The sequence below is a fragment of the Pseudomonas sp. stari2 genome, assembly GCF_040760005.1.
Taxonomy (GTDB): domain Bacteria; phylum Pseudomonadota; class Gammaproteobacteria; order Pseudomonadales; family Pseudomonadaceae; genus Aquipseudomonas.
In genome coordinates, this window is the sequence record NZ_CP099760.1 from 1,346,318 (window position 1) to 1,362,900 (window position 16,583).

A 16,583-nucleotide genomic window follows, 5' to 3' on the forward strand; every position below is an offset into this window, starting at 1 on the left:
TTAGCCTGACAACCCTGGAGTGTCTGGTTTGATCGTCTTCCGTTATCTGTCCCGCGAAGTCCTGTTGACCCTGAGTGCGGTAAGCGCCGTGCTGCTGGTCATCATCATGAGCGGTCGCTTCATCAAATACCTTGCCCAGGCCGCTGCGGGCCAGCTCGATCCGGGATCGCTGTTCCTGATCATGGGCTACCGTCTGCCGGGCTTCATGCAGTTGATCCTGCCGCTGGGCCTGTTCCTCGGGATCCTGCTGGCGTACGGCCGGTTGTATCTCGAAAGCGAAATGACCGTGCTGTCGGCCACTGGCATGAGCCAGCAGCGCCTGTTCCGCATGACGCTGTTCCCGGCCACGCTGGTTGCACTGGTGGTTGCCTGGCTGAGCCTGAGCCTCGCCCCGCAAGGCGCCAATCAGTTCCAGCTGCTGCTGAACAAGCAGGACGCCCTGACCGAATTCGACACCCTTGAGCCCGGCCGCTTCCAGGCATTGCGCGACGGCACCCGGGTGACCTACACCGAAAACCTGAGCGACGACCGGGTCAACCTGGGCAGCGTGTTCATCTCGCAGAAAAACCTCGGTGCCAATCAGGCGGATCGCGGGATTTCCGTGCTGGTGGCCGAAAAAGGACGGCAGGAAATCCGTCCTGACGGCAATCGCTATCTGATCCTGCACAATGGCTACCGCTACGACGGCAGCCCGGGTCTGGCCAACTACCGTGCCATTCATTACGAAACCTATGGCGTACTGTTGCCCAAGCCCGATGTCAGCGAGGAAGTCACCGACCGTGACGCCATGCCGACGTCGACCTTGATGGCCAGCGATGACATCCGCGCCAAGACCGAACTGCAATGGCGCCTGTCGCTGCCGCTGCTGGTATTTATCGTGACCCTGATGGCGGTGCCGCTGTCGCGGGTCAATCCGCGCCAAGGGCGCTTCCTCAAGCTGCTGCCGGCGATTCTTCTTTATATGGCTTACCTGACCATCCTGATTGCCGCTCGCGGCGCCCTCGAAAAAGGCAAGATCCCGGCGAGTCTGGGGCTGTGGTGGGTACACGGGATCTTCCTGGTCATCGGTATCGGCCTGCTGTACTGGGAACCGCTGCGCCTGAAAATGGCCAGCCGTCGCAGCGCTGCGCTGGAGGTGGCTCGTGGTTAAACTCGACCGCTACATCGGCAGCAGCGTGTTCATGGCGATCATCGCCGTGCTGGCGATCATCCTTGGTCTGGCTACGCTGTTCGCCTTCATCGACGAAATGGGCGATGTCAGCGATACCTACACGCTGGTCGACGTACTGAGCTTTGTCGCGCTGACCGCACCGCGCCGGCTCTATGACATGTTGCCGATGGCGGCGCTGATCGGTTGCCTGATCGGCCTCGGCAGCCTGGCGAGCAGCAGCGAGCTGACCGTGATGCGTGCGGCGGGTGTGTCCATCGGGCGCATCGTCTGGGCCGTCATGAAGCCAATGCTGGTGCTGATGCTGGCTGGCGTGCTGATTGGCGAATACGTTGCTCCGGCCACCGAGAGCATCGCTCAGGCCAACCGTTCGCTGGCGCAAGGCAGTGGCGACGCGCAGAGCGCCAAACACGGTATGTGGCACCGTCAGGGCGACGAGTTCATCCATATCAACGCCGTTCAGCCCGATGGTTTGTTGTATGGCGTGACCCGCTATCACTTCGACAAGGAGCGTCACCTGTTGAGCTCCAGCTTCGCCAAGCGCGCCGATTTCGATGGCAAACGCTGGCAGCTCACCGATATCACCACCACGTTGTTTCACGAACGCAGCACCGAAGTCGTCAACACGCCGACTGAAGACTGGGATGTTTCCATCAGTCCGGAGCTGTTGAATACCGTGGTCATGGCGCCGGAAGCGCTGTCGATCAGCGGCCTGTGGGGTTATATCCATTACTTGGCGGATCAGGGGCTGAGCAATGGCCGTTACTGGCTGGCGTTTTGGGTCAAGGTGTTGCAGCCGCTGGTGACCGCTGCGCTGGTGCTGATGGCGATTTCCTTCATTTTCGGCCCGCTGCGCTCGGTGACCCTCGGTCAGCGGGTGTTCACCGGTGTGCTGGTGGGGTTCACCTTCCGCATCGTCCAGGATCTGCTCGGTCCATCCAGTTTGGTGTTCGGTTTCTCGCCGCTGTTCGCGGTGCTGGTGCCGGCCGGCGTCTGTGCGCTGGCGGGTGTCTGGTTGCTGCGTCGAGCCGGTTGATGAACAAGGTTTCACCCTTGCTCCAGCCTTGAAAACGCCCCGGTCGCAAGATCGGGGCGTTTTTGCATGCAATCCGGGTGACAGGCGAACGTGACGCTTGCGCCGTGTATCAGGTACAATTCCCGGCTATTTTTCGGCGGGCCAAGCCTGCAGCCTTTTTGAGTGTTGATCCGTGAGTGATTTGAGTCATATCCGCAATTTCTCCATCATCGCCCACATTGACCATGGCAAGTCGACGCTGGCTGACCGTTTCATCCAGATGTGCGGTGGCCTGGCCGAGCGTGAAATGGAAGCCCAGGTACTGGATTCCATGGAGCTGGAGCGCGAACGCGGGATCACCATCAAGGCCCACAGCGTTACCCTCTATTACAAGGCCAAAGACGGCGTTACCTATCAACTGAACTTCATTGACACCCCGGGCCACGTCGACTTCACCTACGAAGTCAGCCGTTCCCTGGCCGCGTGTGAAGGTGCCTTGCTGGTGGTTGACGCGGGGCAGGGCGTTGAAGCCCAGTCCGTGGCCAACTGCTACACCGCCATCGAGCAGGGCCTCGAGGTCATGCCGGTACTGAACAAGATCGACCTGCCGCAGGCCGAGCCTGACCGCGTCAAGGACGAGATCGAGAAGATCATCGGCATCGACGCCACCGACGCCGTTACCTGCAGCGCCAAGACGGGCCTGGGTGTCGACGAAGTACTCGAGCGTCTGGTCGCCACCATTCCTGCGCCGACCGGCAACATCGAAGATCCGCTGCAAGCGTTGATCATCGACTCCTGGTTCGACAACTACCTGGGCGTTGTCTCCCTGGTACGCGTGCGTCATGGCCGCGTGAAGAAGGGCGACAAGATCCTGGTGAAGTCCACCGGCAAGGTGCACCTGGTCGACAGCGTCGGCGTGTTCAACCCGAAACACACCGCCACCGCTGACCTGAAGGCCGGCGAAGTGGGCTTCATCATCGCCAGCATCAAGGACATTCACGGTGCGCCGGTCGGTGACACCCTGACCCTGAGCTCGACGCCGGATGTTCCGGTACTGCCAGGCTTCAAACGCATCCAGCCACAGGTTTACGCCGGTCTGTTCCCGGTCAGTTCCGACGACTTCGAGGATTTCCGCGAAGCGCTGCAGAAACTGACCCTGAACGACTCGTCGCTGCAGTACACCCCGGAAAGCTCCGACGCCCTGGGCTTCGGTTTCCGTTGCGGCTTCCTCGGCATGCTGCACATGGAAATCATCCAGGAGCGCCTGGAGCGCGAATACGACCTGGACCTGATCACCACGGCGCCGACAGTAATCTTCGAACTGGTGCTGAAAACCGGTGAAACGATTTACGTCGACAACCCGTCGAAGCTGCCGGACGTCTCGTCGATCGAAGACATGCGCGAGCCGATCGTGCGGGCCAACATCCTGGTACCGCAAGAGCACTTGGGCAACGTTATCACTCTGTGCATCGAAAAACGCGGTGTTCAGGTCGACATGCTGTTCCTCGGCAACCAGGTCCAGGTGACCTACGACCTGCCGATGAACGAAGTGGTCCTCGACTTCTTCGACCGTCTGAAATCCACCAGCCGCGGCTATGCTTCGCTGGACTACCATTTCGATCGTTACCAATCGGCTAATCTGGTGAAACTGGACGTGCTGATCAACGGCGACAAGGTCGATGCCCTGGCGTTGATCGTGCACCGTGATAATTCGCACTTCAAAGGTCGCCAGTTGACCGAGAAGATGAAAGAACTGATTCCTCGTCAGATGTTCGACGTGGCCATCCAGGCTGCCATTGGCGGTCAGATCGTCGCCCGGACAACCGTCAAGGCACTCAGAAAGAACGTATTGGCCAAATGCTACGGCGGTGACGTCAGTCGTAAGAAGAAACTGCTCGAGAAGCAAAAGGCCGGTAAGAAACGCATGAAGCAGGTCGGCAACGTGGAAATTCCACAAGAAGCCTTCCTGGCTGTGCTCAGGTTGGAATAGTCAGGTCCTATGTCACTAAATTTCCCGCTGTTGCTGGTTATCGCCGTGTTCGTCTGCGGCCTGTTGGCGTTGCTCGATCTGTTGATCCTGGCACCGCGTCGGCGCGCCGCCATCGCTTCCTATCAGGGCAGCGTCAGCCAGCCCGATGTGCTGGTGGTGGAGAAGCTTAACAAGGAACCGCTGCTGGTCGAATACGGCAAGTCGTTCTTCCCGGTGCTGTTCATCGTGCTGGTGCTGCGTTCGTTTCTGGTGGAACCGTTCCAGATTCCGTCCGGCTCGATGAAACCGACCCTGGACGTCGGCGACTTCATTCTGGTGAACAAGTTTTCTTACGGGATCCGCCTGCCGGTGATCGACAAGAAAGTCATCGAAGTCGGTGATCCGCAACGCGGCGATGTGATGGTGTTCCGCTACCCGAGCGACCCGAACGTCAACTACATCAAGCGTGTAGTTGGCCTGCCGGGCGACACGGTGCGTTACACCGCCGACAAACGTCTGTTCGTCAATGGCGAGTCGATTGCCGAGCAACTGGTCGGCTCCGAGCCGGGCACCCTCGGCAGCGCGGAACTCTACAAGGAAAAACTCGGCGCCGCCGAGCACCTGATCCGCAAGGAAATGAGCCGCTACCGCGCCACGCCGGACCATACCTGGACCGTGCCGGCCGGGCACTACTTCATGATGGGTGACAACCGCGACAACTCGAACGACAGTCGCTACTGGGATGATCCGAACATTCCCAAGGATCTGCTGGGCATGGTTCCCGACCAGAACATCGTCGGCAAGGCCTTCGCGGTCTGGATGAGCTGGCCGGAACCGAAACTCAGCCACCTGCCGAATTTCTCGCGGGTCGGCCTGATCAAGTAAACAATCACGGCGCTGTTGACCACAGCGCCGAATGCATTTCTGGCGTCGGCACAACCGGCTCCGGGGCATGAAGCCACGATATTCAGGACGTCATTTTTGAACACAGCGTTAATTGTCCCAGGCCTGCGCCGTATCCCGGCGATGGCGGTGGAATCCAGCCACGAACTCAGCGTGGTCAAACCGTGAGCGTTTCTCTCAGCCGTCTCGAGCGTCAGCTCGGTTACACCTTCAAGGACCAGGAACTGATGGTCCTGGCCCTCACGCACCGCAGTTTTGCCGGACGCAACAACGAGCGTCTGGAGTTCCTCGGCGATGCGATCCTCAACTTTGTCGCCGGCGAGGCCCTCTTCGAGCGCTTCCCGCTGGCGCGCGAAGGCCAGTTGTCGCGCTTGCGTGCGCGTCTGGTGAAAGGCGAGACCCTGGCGGTATTGGCCCGTGGTTTCGATCTGGGCGAATACCTGCGCCTGGGTTCCGGTGAGCTGAAAAGCGGCGGTTTCCGTCGCGAGTCGATTCTGGCCGATGCTCTGGAGGCGCTGATCGGCGCGATCTACCTCGATGCCGGCATGGAAGTCGCCCGCGAGCGCGTCCTGGCCTGGCTGGCCGGCGAATTCGAAGGTCTGACGCTGGTCGACACCAACAAGGATCCGAAGACCCGCCTGCAGGAATTCCTGCAATCGCGCGGTTGCGAGCTGCCACGCTACGAAGTCGTGGATATCCAGGGCGAGCCGCACTGCCGTACCTTCTTCGTCGAGTGCGAAGTTGTCCTATTGAATGAAAAAAGCCGGGGTCAGGGTGTGAGCCGTCGCATTGCCGAACAGGTAGCGGCCGCCGCAGCACTGATTGCCCTGGGTGTGGAGAATGGCAATGACTGATACAAACGCAACTCGCTGTGGCTACGTTGCCATCGTCGGCCGTCCGAACGTGGGCAAGTCCACGCTGCTGAACCACATCCTCGGCCAGAAGCTCGCGATCACCTCGCGCAAGCCGCAGACCACTCGCCACAACATGCTTGGGATCAAGACCGAGGGCGACGTGCAGGCGATCTACGTCGACACCCCGGGCATGCACAAGGGTGGCGAAAAGGCCCTGAACCGTTACATGAACAAGACCGCTTCGGCGGCGTTGAAAGACGTCGACGTGGTGATCTTCGTGGTCGACCGCACCAAGTGGACCGAAGAAGATCAGATGGTGCTGGAGCGCGTGCAGTACGTAACCGGCCCGCTGATCGTCGCGCTGAACAAGACCGACCGCATCGAGGACAAGGCCGAGCTGATGCCGCATCTGTCCTGGTTGCAGGAACAGCTGCCGAATGCGCAGATCATTCCGATCTCCGCGCAACACGGGCACAACCTTGATGCCCTTGAAAAAGTAATCGCTGACCATCTGCCGGAAAACGATCACTTCTTCCCGGAAGACCAGATCACCGACCGCAGCAGCCGCTTCCTCGCAGCCGAACTGGTTCGCGAGAAGATCATGCGCCAGCTCGGCGCCGAGCTGCCGTACCAGATCACCGTGGAAATCGAAGAGTTCAAGCAGCAGGGCGCGACTCTGCACATCCATGCGTTGATTCTCGTCGAGCGTGACGGCCAGAAGAAAATCATCATTGGCGACAAGGGCGAGCGCATCAAGCGCATCGGCACCGAGGCGCGCAAGGACATGGAGCTGCTGTTCGACTCCAAGATCATGCTCAACCTGTGGGTGAAGGTGAAGGGCGGCTGGTCCGACGACGAACGTGCGCTGCGTTCGCTGGGTTACGGCGACCTGTAAAGCGTCTGGCATTACATCGATCCATTGTGGGAGCGAGCGTGCTCGCGAAGACGATGTAACATTCAGCATTGATGTTGATTGTTGCACCGCTTTCGCGAGCCAGCTCGCTCCCACATTGGTTTTGGGTGATGAGTAAAACCGCGTTTCCCTCAACGAGAAATCCATGTCTCAAACGCCTCCCGCCCAACCCGCCTACGTCCTGCATTCGCGCGCCTACCGCGAAACGAGTGCCCTGGTGGACTTCCTCACGCCACAAGGTCGGCTGCGTGCGGTGTTGCGCAGCGCGCGGGGCAAGGCAGGAACACTGGCGCGACCATTCGTGCCGCTGGAAGTGGAGTTTCGCGGCAAGGGCGAGTTGAAGAATGTCGGGCGCATGGAGAGTGTTGGTAACGCGACGTGGATGGTCGGCGAAGCCCTGTTCAGCGGTCTCTACCTCAACGAGTTGCTGATCCGCCTGCTGCCGGCCGAAGATCCGCATCCCGCAGTGTTCGATCATTACGCCGCCACGCTGCTGGCCCTCGCCGAAGGCCGGCCCCTGGAACCGCTGCTGCGCTCCTTCGAATGGCGCCTGCTCGACGACCTCGGTTATGGCTTCTCCCTGAGCACCGATATCAATGACGAGCCCATCGCTGCGGACGGCCTCTATCGCTTGCAGGTGGATGCCGGACTCGAGCGGGTCTATCTGCTGCAGCCGGGCCTGTTCAACGGCACCGAGCTGCTTGCCATGGCCGAAGCCGACTGGTCAGCCCCCGGCGCGTTGTCCGCCGCCAAACGCTTGATGCGTCAGGCATTGGCCGTGCATCTGGGCGGACGTCCTCTCGTAAGTCGCGAACTGTTTCGCAAACCGTAGCCCCGTGTATGCTGTGCGCCGAATCTTTCCCTTCAGGAGCGCATCCGTGACCACCAGCAATCGCATTCTTCTTGGCGTGAACATCGACCACGTCGCCACCCTGCGTCAGGCTCGGGGCACGCGCTATCCGGATCCGGTCAAGGCTGCGCTGGACGCGGAAGAGGCGGGCGCCGACGGCATCACCGTGCACCTGCGCGAGGACCGTCGCCACATTCAGGAGCGCGATGTGCTGCTGCTCAAGGATGTGCTGCAAACCCGCATGAACTTCGAAATGGGCGTCACCGAAGAAATGATGGCGTTCGCCGAGCGCATCCGTCCGGCCCACATTTGTCTGGTGCCGGAGACGCGTCAGGAGCTGACTACCGAAGGTGGTCTGGACGTGGCGGGGCAGGAAGAGCGGATCAGAGCTGCAGTCGAGCGTCTGTCGAAGATCGGCAGCGAAGTGTCGCTGTTCATCGACGCTGACGAGCGGCAGATTGCAGCCTCGAAACGAGTCGGCGCACCGGCCATCGAATTGCACACCGGGCGTTATGCCGATGCGGAAACACCGACCGAAGTGGCTGAAGAGCTAAAGCGCGTAGCGGACGGCGTGGCATTTGGTCTGGCCCAAGGCCTGATCGTCAATGCCGGTCACGGTCTGCACTACCACAACGTTGAAGCCGTGGCCGCGATCAAGGGCATCAACGAACTGAATATCGGTCACGCGCTGGTGGCGCATGCCTTGTTCGTCGGCTTCAAGTCGGCAGTGTCGGAGATGAAGGCGCTGATCCTGGCGGCTGCAAAAGCCTAAGCGTCAACGCAGATCCTGTGGGAGTTCGCTCCCACAGTGCTTATCAGAGCGGCGGGTTTTCCTGCGCCGGCTTGGATTTGTCGATCCCCGGCACATGCAGATTGCCTTCGGCGACCTGATCGCCTTCAAGCTGCGGCTGGGTCACCCAGGTCAGGATGTCGTAGTAGCGACGGATGTTCGCCACGAAATGCACCGGTTCGCCGCCACGGGCGTAGCCATAGCGAGTCTTGCTGTACCACTGCTTCTGCGACAGGCGCGGCAGCATCTTCTTTACATCCAGCCATTTGTCCGGGTTCAGGCCTTCCCGGGACGCCAGTTTGCGCGCGTCATCCAGATGGCCGCTGCCAACGTTATAGGCGGCCAGTGCAAACCACGTACGGTCCGGCTCCTGGATCGAATCGTCGAGCTGATCCTTCATATAAGCCAGGTACTTGGCGCCGCCCATGATGCTCTGCTTCGGATCGAGGCGATTGGACACGCCCATGGCCTGGGCGGTGTTCTGGGTCAGCATCATCAGACCGCGCACGCCGGTCTTCGAGGTGACGGCCGGTTGCCACAGCGACTCCTGATAGCCGATGGCTGCAAGCAGGCGCCAGTCGACTTTCTCTTTCTTGGCGTAAGTCTTGAAGTGCTGTTCGTATTTGGGTAGCCGCTGCTGCAAATGCTGGGCAAAGGTCGTGGCGCCCATGTACCCGAGGACGTCGACGTGGCCGTAGTAGCGGTCCTTCAGGCGTTGCAGGGTGCCGTTCTTCTGTACCTTGTCCAGATAGCTGTTGATCTCGTTGAGCAGGCTGTTGTCTTCGCCGGCGGCCACCGCCCAGCTCTGGCTGCGCGCATCGCCGAGGTCGAAGGCGACGCGGATGTTGGTGAAGTACACCTGGTTCATCGCCACTTCGTTGGAGTCGACCAGCGTCAGGTCGATCTGGCCTTCATCGACCATGCGCAACAGGTCGACCACCTCGACGGCGTCGGACTCTTCGTACTCGATCCCGGGATATTTCTGTTTCAGCTCGGCGAGCTGGTCGGCGTGGGTGCTGCCCTTGAGCACCATGATCTTCTTGCCGACCAGCTCACTGGCGTCGGTCGGCCGGGACTGGCCGTTGCGATAGATGATCTGCGGGGTGACTTCGAGGTAGGAATGGGAGAACCGCACCTGCTTCTTGCGCTGTTCGCTGCTGACCAGGCCGGCGGCGGCCAGTACCGGGCCGTTGGGTTTGCCGATCTGATCGAACAGATCGTCGAGGTTGTCGGCGGTCTCGATCTTCAGTTCCACCCCCAAATCGTCGGCAAAGCGCTTCACCAGCTCGTATTCGAAGCCGGTCTCGCCGCTGCGATCCTGAAAGTAGGTGGCGGGGCTGTTACGGGTGATCACCCGCAGCACACCATCCTCCTTTACGCGCTCGAGTGTGTTGGGTTTATCAACACAGCCACTGAGCATCAGGAAGAGTCCGGTAGCGATCAGCCATTTGGCGTACCGCGGACGCAAAGCCGTTGGGGAAAACATGTGCGCAGTATACGCAAAGCGCAACGGGCGCCATATCTCGACAGTGGAGGGGTAGTCTGCTAGCGATTGGAAAAGCGCTCGCAACCCCGCAGGAATGGGGCCGGACAGCATTTTGTGACAGAAAAAATAAGCGGCTGTCCCGCAGGCTCTAAATCTGACTTCAGAGGCAGAAACACAGATTGAGGTCCGAGTGCAACCGTGCGTAGCGTTTCGGGTGATGTTGAGGGCGGTTTAGGCTAGAATGCACGGCCTCAAAGCACACCCCTTCCCGAGGCTGTCCCGAAGATGTTGATCCTGCGCGGCGCTCCTGCCCTTTCTGCCTTTCGCCACAGCAAACTCCTTGAGCAACTGAGCCAGAAGGTTCCAGCTGTCAGTGGCCTGTATGCTGAATTCGCTCACTTCGCCGAAGTCACCGGCGTCCTGACCGGCGACGAACAGCAGGTGCTTGCGCGCCTTCTGAAGTACGGTCCAAGCGTTCCGGTTCAAGAGCCGACCGGTCGTCTGTTCCTGGTGTTGCCGCGTTTCGGCACCATCTCGCCATGGTCGAGCAAGGCCAGCGACATCGCCCGCAACTGCGGCCTGAGCAAGATCCAGCGTCTGGAGCGCGGCATTGCGTTCTACGTGGCCGGTCAGTTCAGCGAAACCGAAGCGCAGCAGATTGCAGACGTACTGCATGACCGCATGACCCAGATCGTTCTGGGCAACCTCGAACAGGCCGCCGGTCTGTTCAGCCACGCCGAACCGAAGCCGCTGACCGCCATCGACATCCTCGGCGGTGGCCGCGCCGCGCTGGAGAAGGCCAACGTCGAGCTGGGCCTGGCCCTGGCCGAAGACGAGATCGATTACCTGGTCAACGCCTTCAACGGTCTCAAGCGCAACCCGCACGACATCGAACTGATGATGTTCGCCCAGGCCAACTCCGAGCACTGCCGCCACAAAATCTTCAACGCCAGTTGGGATATTGATGGCGAGAGCCAGGAAAAAAGCCTGTTCGGCATGATCAAAAATACCTATCAGATGCACAGCGAAGGCGTGCTGTCCGCTTACAAGGACAACGCTTCGGTGATCGTCGGCAACGTCGCCGGCCGCTTCTTCCCGGATCCGGAAACCCGCCAGTACGGCGCGGTGCAGGAGCCGGTGCACATCCTGATGAAGGTTGAAACCCACAACCACCCGACCGCGATCGCTCCATTCCCGGGCGCGTCCACCGGTTCCGGCGGCGAGATCCGCGACGAAGGTGCAACCGGTCGTGGCGCCAAGCCGAAGGCTGGCCTGACCGGTTTCACCGTATCGAACCTGCAGATCCCGGGCTTCGAACAGCCGTGGGAAGTGCCGTACGGCAAGCCTGAGCGCATCGTCAACGCGCTGGACATCATGATCGAAGGCCCGCTGGGCGGCGCCGCGTTCAACAACGAATTCGGTCGTCCGGCCCTGACCGGCTACTTCCGTACCTTCGAACAGTCGATCACCACTCCTCACGGTGATGAAGTTCGCGGTTACCACAAGCCGATCATGCTCGCTGGCGGCATGGGTAACATCCGTGAAGAGCACGTCAAGAAAGGCGAGATCGTCGTCGGCTCCAAGCTGATCGTCCTCGGCGGCCCGGCGATGCTGATCGGTCTGGGCGGCGGCGCTGCCTCCTCCATGGCCACCGGCACCAGCTCGGCGGATCTGGACTTTGCTTCCGTGCAGCGTGAAAACCCTGAAATGGAACGTCGCTGCCAGGAAGTCATCGACCGTTGCTGGCAGTTGGGCGACAAGAACCCGATCAGCTTCATCCACGACGTGGGTGCTGGCGGTCTGTCCAACGCCTTCCCGGAACTGGTCAACGACGGCGACCGCGGTGGCCGTTTCGAACTGCGCAACATTCCAAACGACGAGCCGGGCATGGCCCCGCACGAAATCTGGTCCAACGAATCCCAGGAACGTTACGTTCTGGCAGTCGGCCCGGCCGACTTCGAGCGCTTCAAGGCGATCTGCGAACGTGAGCGTTGCCCGTTTGCCGTCGTCGGTGAAGCCACCGCCGAGCCGCAACTGACCGTGACCGACAGCCACTTCGGCAACAACCCGGTGGACATGCCACTGGAAGTGTTGCTGGGCAAGGCACCGCGCATGCACCGTTCGGTGGTTCGCGAAGCCGAGCTGGGTGATGATTTCGATCCGTCGAACCTCGACATCGCCGATTCCATCGAGCGCGTCCTGCATCACCCGGCCGTGGCGAGCAAAAGCTTCCTGATCACCATCGGCGACCGCACCATCACCGGCCTCGTGGCCCGTGACCAGATGGTCGGCCCATGGCAGGTTCCGGTGGCCGACGTTGCCGTCACCGCCACCAGTTTCGACGTCTACACCGGTGAAGCGATGGCAATGGGCGAGCGCACTCCGCTGGCACTGCTGGACGCTCCGGCGTCGGGGCGCATGGCCATCGGCGAAACCCTGACCAACATTGCTGCCTCGCGCATCAACAAGCTCTCCGACATCAAACTGTCGGCGAACTGGATGTCCGCCGCCGGCCACCCGGGCGAAGACGCGCGTCTGTACGACACCGTGAAAGCGGTCGGCATGGAACTGTGTCCTGAGCTGGGCCTGACCATTCCGGTGGGCAAGGACTCCATGTCCATGGCTACCCGCTGGAACGACAACGGCGAAGACAAGACCGTCACTTCGCCGATGTCCCTGATCGTGACCGGTTTCGCGCCAGTGGCTGACATCCGTCAGACCCTGACCCCGGAACTGCGCATGGACAAGGGCACCACCGACCTGATCCTGATCGACCTCGGTCGCGGCCAGAACCGCATGGGCGCCTCGATCCTCGCGCAGGTTCACGGCAAACTCGGCAAGCAGGCTCCGGACGTCGACGACGCCGAAGACCTGAAAGCGTTCTTCGCCGTGATCCAGGGCCTCAACGCTGACGGTCACCTGCTGGCGTACCACGACCGTTCCGACGGTGGTCTGCTGACTTCCGTGGTGGAAATGGCCTTCGCCGGCCACTGCGGTCTGAGCCTGAACCTGGACAGCGTTGCTGAATCCTCGGCAGAAATCGCCGCCATCCTGTTCAACGAAGAGCTGGGTGCCGTGATCCAGGTTCGCCAGGACGCCACCCCGGACATCCTCGCCCAATTCAGCGCTGCCGGTCTGGGCGACTGCGTGTCGGTGATCGGTCAGCCGATCAACAACGGCCAGATCAACATCACCTTCAACGGTGACACCGTGTTCGAAGGCCAGCGTCGTCTGCTGCAGCGTCAGTGGGCCGAGACCAGCTACCAGATCCAGCGTCTGCGCGACAACGCCGACTGCGCCCAGCAGGAATTCGACGTCCTGCTGGAAGAAGACAACCCGGGCCTGAGCGTCAAGCTGAGCTACGACGTCAACCAGGACATCGCTGCGCCTTACATCAAGAAAGGCATTCGCCCACAGGTTGCCGTGCTGCGTGAGCAGGGCGTCAACGGTCAGGTGGAAATGGCAGCCGCGTTCGACCGCGCCGGTTTCAACGCGATCGACGTGCACATGAGCGACATTCTGGCCGGCCGTGTCGACCTGAACGAGTTCAAAGGTCTGGTGGCCTGCGGTGGTTTCTCCTACGGCGACGTTCTCGGCGCCGGTGAAGGCTGGGCCAAATCCGCACTGTTCAACAGCCGTGCCCGCGATGCGTTCCAGGGCTTCTTCGAACGTAACGACAGCTTCACCCTCGGCGTGTGCAACGGTTGCCAGATGATGTCCAACCTGCACGAGCTGATCCCGGGCAGCGAGTTCTGGCCGCACTTCGTGCGCAACCGCTCCGAGCAGTTCGAAGCACGCGTGGCGATGGTGCAGATCCAGGAATCGAACTCGATCTTCCTGCAGGGCATGGCCGGTTCGCGCATGCCGATCGCCATCGCTCACGGTGAAGGCCATGCCGAATTCGAAAGCGAAGAGGCACTGCTCGAAGCCGACCTGTCCGGTTGCGTGGCGATGCGTTTCGTCGACAACCACGGCAAGGTCACCGAAGCCTACCCGGCCAACCCGAACGGTTCGCCGCGCGGGATCACCGGCCTCACCAGCCGCGACGGTCGCGTGACGATCATGATGCCGCACCCGGAACGTGTGTTCCGTGCCGTGCAGAACTCGTGGCGTTCGGAGGACTGGAACGAAGACGCTCCTTGGATGCGTATGTTCCGTAATGCTCGTGTGTGGGTGAACTAAGCGCTGTGTACAAGCTCGCGTTTTTTGTTCCCGACAGCCATGTCGAGGTGGTCAAAGATGCTGTATTCGCTGCCGGTGGCGGGCGGATCGGTGACTATGACCACTGTGCGTGGCAGGTGCTTGGATCTGGTCAGTTTCGGCCTCTGGACGGCAGTCAGCCGTTCATTGGTCAGGCGGGGCAGGTTGAGCGGGTCGAGGAGTGGAAGGTTGAGCTTGTGGTTGGTGATGAGTTGATTCGCGCGGTAGTGGCTGCTCTTAAGTTGAGCCATCCATACGAAACGCCGGCTTATGAAGTGTGGCGACTGGAGGATTTTTGATCTTCCTTGGCTGCTGAAATGAAAACCCGCTGAGAGTGATTTCAGCGGGTTTTTTGGTTTTTTGGGGGGTGGGATTGAGTGAATATCCGTTTCTTCGGGTGTTGCTGCTGGCGGTTTCGCCCTTACGGCGAGTCACTTTTTTCAAACGCCAAAAAAGTAACCAAAAACGCTGGGCCCCTGCGTTCGGCACCTCGCTTTGGCTCGGTGTTCCTTCGTTCCGGGATTCATCCGGGGGCATCGCCTACGGTTTGCTTCGCTGCACCTCCTCTCGATGCATGCGGCTTCGCCGCACGGTCGCTGCGCTCCCACCCCCGGATGAATCCCTCCACTCAGCCTTCCGATGGGGCCAAAAGATCGAGAGCCTTACTTGAGCTAACGCTCATCGTGTTGAGTGGTGGATTTAAACCTTCGCACTCACTTCACTCCGATTAACCAACCCCTCAAGCGCGGCACTCAAGCTCTGCGCCCGCTCGCCCACCAGCAAGTGCCATACGCCATCTTCCAGTGCGCTCACACCCAGACATCCAAGCTCTTTCAATCGGCTTTCCGACAGCGACTTGCCATCGGCCAGTTGCAGGCGGATCCGGCTCATGGCGATGCAGTCCAGTTGCAGCACGTTGTCGCTACCACCCAGGGCGGTCAGCCATTGCTGTGCCAGCGGTGCAGCGACTGCAACCGGTTCACTGGTTTCGATGACAGCGACAGGAGCAGCTACTACGGCACGCCCCAACGCCGGCATCGCCAGTCGAATCTCATCGGCAATGCTGTCGGCCATCGGCCCGACAACCACCTGCAAACTCCCACCCTTGCCCGGACGCACAACGGCCATTGCGCCCAGCGCTTTCAAATCGGCATCAGAGGCTTTGTTGCGGTCGACCATTTCCAGTCGCAGACGTGTGGTGCATGCGCCAACTGTCACCAGATTCTCCGCACCACCGAGTGCCTTTATGTAAGCGCCGGCACGTTCGTTCTCGGTCAGAACCGCTTTGTCGGCGGTGGCAACGTCTTCACGCCCCGGTGTCTTCAGGTTGAAGCGGCGAATACAGAAATCGAACACCGCGTAATAGATGACCGCATAGGCCAGGCCCACCGGAATCACCAGCCAGCCATTGGTGGACTTGCCCCAGCCCAGCACCATGTCGATGAAGCCGCCGGAGAAGGTGAAGCCCAGATGAATGTTCAGCGCGTTGGTGATTGCCATCGACAGGCCGGTCAGCAGCGCATGCACCAGATACAGCAGCGGTGCGAGGAACATGAAGGCGAATTCGATGGGTTCGGTGACGCCGGTCAGGAATGAAGTCAGGGCCATCGACAGGAAGATCCCGCCCATCACTTTGCGTCGTTCCGGCAGGGCGTTGCGGTACATCGCCAGGCACGCGGCTGGCAGACCGAAGATCATCATCGGGAACATGCCGGTCATGAACTGGCCGCCCTTCGGATCGCCGGCGAAGTAGCGTGACAGATCACCCGTGACCAAGGCTCCGGTGGTCGGGTCGGTGAAGTTGCCGAACACGAACCACGCCATGTTGTTGAGGATGTGGTGCAGTCCGGTGACGATCAGCAAGCGGTTGAACACACCGAAGACGAAGGCGCCGAAGCTGCCGCTTTCCATCATCAGGCTGCCGAAGCTGTTGATGCCGTGCTGGATCGGCGGCCAGATGTAGCCGAACACCACGCCCAGACCGACCGCCGCAAAACCGGTGACGATCGGCACGAAGCGCCGGCCACCGAAGAACGCGAGGTACTCCGGCAGCTTGATGTCCTTGAAGCGGTTGTACAGCGCGCCGGCCATCAGCCCGCTGACGATCCCGGCGAGCATGCCCATGTTGATGCTCGCATCGAGCACCTTGAGCGTGGAGATCATCACCAGGTAACCGATCACCCCGGCGAGGCCGGCGGTGCCGTTGTTGTCCTTGGCGAAGCCGACCGCGATACCGATGGCGAAGATCATCGCCAGGTTGGCGAAGATCACCTGGCCGGCGTCGTGGATGATCGCGATGTTCAGGAGGTCGGTGTCGCCCAGGCGCAGCAACAGGCCGGCGATCGGCAGGATCGCGATCGGTAGCATCAGCGCACGGCCGAGGCGTTGCAGGCCTTCGATGAAGAGTTGGTGCATGGCGTTTGTCCTTGTTGTTT

Annotated in this window: 12 protein-coding genes; 10 read left to right on the forward strand and 2 right to left on the reverse strand. The window is 60.8% G+C overall.

The window, feature by feature from the left end:
• Positions 1-28 precede the first annotated feature (28 nt).
• The 8 genes from lptF (at position 29) to pdxJ (ending at position 8,444) form a co-directional block, all read left to right on the forward strand.
• The gene (gene lptF, locus NH234_RS05985) at positions 29-1,150 is read left to right on the forward strand and encodes an LPS export ABC transporter permease LptF (RefSeq protein ID WP_085729727.1); all 1,122 of its coding nucleotides are present in this window, start codon (positions 29-31) and stop codon (positions 1,148-1,150) included.
• Complete coding sequence (gene lptG, locus NH234_RS05990; RefSeq protein WP_085729728.1) at positions 1,143-2,204, forward strand: LPS export ABC transporter permease LptG; 1,062 nt, start codon at positions 1,143-1,145, stop codon at positions 2,202-2,204. Before lptF ends, lptG begins: the two co-directional genes overlap by 8 nt.
• A 172-nt stretch (positions 2,205-2,376) precedes the next feature.
• Complete coding sequence (gene lepA, locus NH234_RS05995; RefSeq protein ID WP_085729729.1) at positions 2,377-4,173, forward strand: translation elongation factor 4; 1,797 nt, start codon at positions 2,377-2,379, stop codon at positions 4,171-4,173.
• Positions 4,174-4,182: 9 nt separating this feature from the next.
• A complete protein-coding gene (lepB, locus tag NH234_RS06000) occupies positions 4,183-5,037 on the forward strand; it encodes a signal peptidase I (RefSeq protein ID WP_065261873.1) in 855 nt (284 codons plus the stop codon).
• Positions 5,038-5,219: 182 nt separating this feature from the next.
• Positions 5,220-5,909 (forward strand): ribonuclease III, encoded by a 690-nt coding sequence (rnc, locus tag NH234_RS06005; protein WP_085711665.1) that lies wholly within the window; start codon positions 5,220-5,222, stop codon positions 5,907-5,909.
• Positions 5,902-6,804, forward strand: a complete 903-nt coding sequence (gene era / locus NH234_RS06010) for a GTPase Era (RefSeq protein ID WP_039769512.1) — start codon at positions 5,902-5,904, stop codon at positions 6,802-6,804. Before rnc ends, era begins: the two co-directional genes overlap by 8 nt.
• Positions 6,805-6,967: 163 nt before the next feature.
• Entirely contained in the window at positions 6,968-7,654 is a 687-nt protein-coding gene (gene recO, locus NH234_RS06015; protein ID WP_367255974.1) for a DNA repair protein RecO, read from the forward strand.
• A 46-nt stretch (positions 7,655-7,700) separates the two neighbouring features.
• Entirely contained in the window at positions 7,701-8,444 is a 744-nt protein-coding gene (gene pdxJ / locus NH234_RS06020) for a pyridoxine 5'-phosphate synthase (RefSeq protein WP_007957371.1), read from the forward strand.
• 43 nt (positions 8,445-8,487) lie between these two features.
• Here pdxJ and mltF read toward each other — a convergent pair whose 3' ends face one another.
• Complete coding sequence (mltF, locus tag NH234_RS06025) at positions 8,488-9,948, reverse strand: membrane-bound lytic murein transglycosylase MltF (RefSeq protein WP_085711664.1); 1,461 nt, start codon at positions 9,946-9,948, stop codon at positions 8,488-8,490.
• A gap of 285 nt (positions 9,949-10,233) precedes the next feature.
• On the opposite strand from mltF, the gene purL reads away from it, so the two are divergent.
• Entirely contained in the window at positions 10,234-14,130 is a 3,897-nt protein-coding gene (gene purL, locus NH234_RS06030; RefSeq protein WP_367255976.1) for a phosphoribosylformylglycinamidine synthase, read from the forward strand.
• A gap of 5 nt (positions 14,131-14,135) precedes the next feature.
• Positions 14,136-14,447, forward strand: a complete 312-nt coding sequence (locus NH234_RS06035) for a YqfO family protein (protein ID WP_085729732.1) — start codon at positions 14,136-14,138, stop codon at positions 14,445-14,447.
• A gap of 400 nt (positions 14,448-14,847) precedes the next feature.
• Here NH234_RS06035 and nagE read toward each other — a convergent pair whose 3' ends face one another.
• Positions 14,848-16,563 (reverse strand): N-acetylglucosamine-specific PTS transporter subunit IIBC, encoded by a 1,716-nt coding sequence (gene nagE, locus NH234_RS06040; RefSeq protein ID WP_367255979.1) that lies wholly within the window; start codon positions 16,561-16,563, stop codon positions 14,848-14,850.
• Positions 16,564-16,583 lie beyond the last annotated feature (20 nt).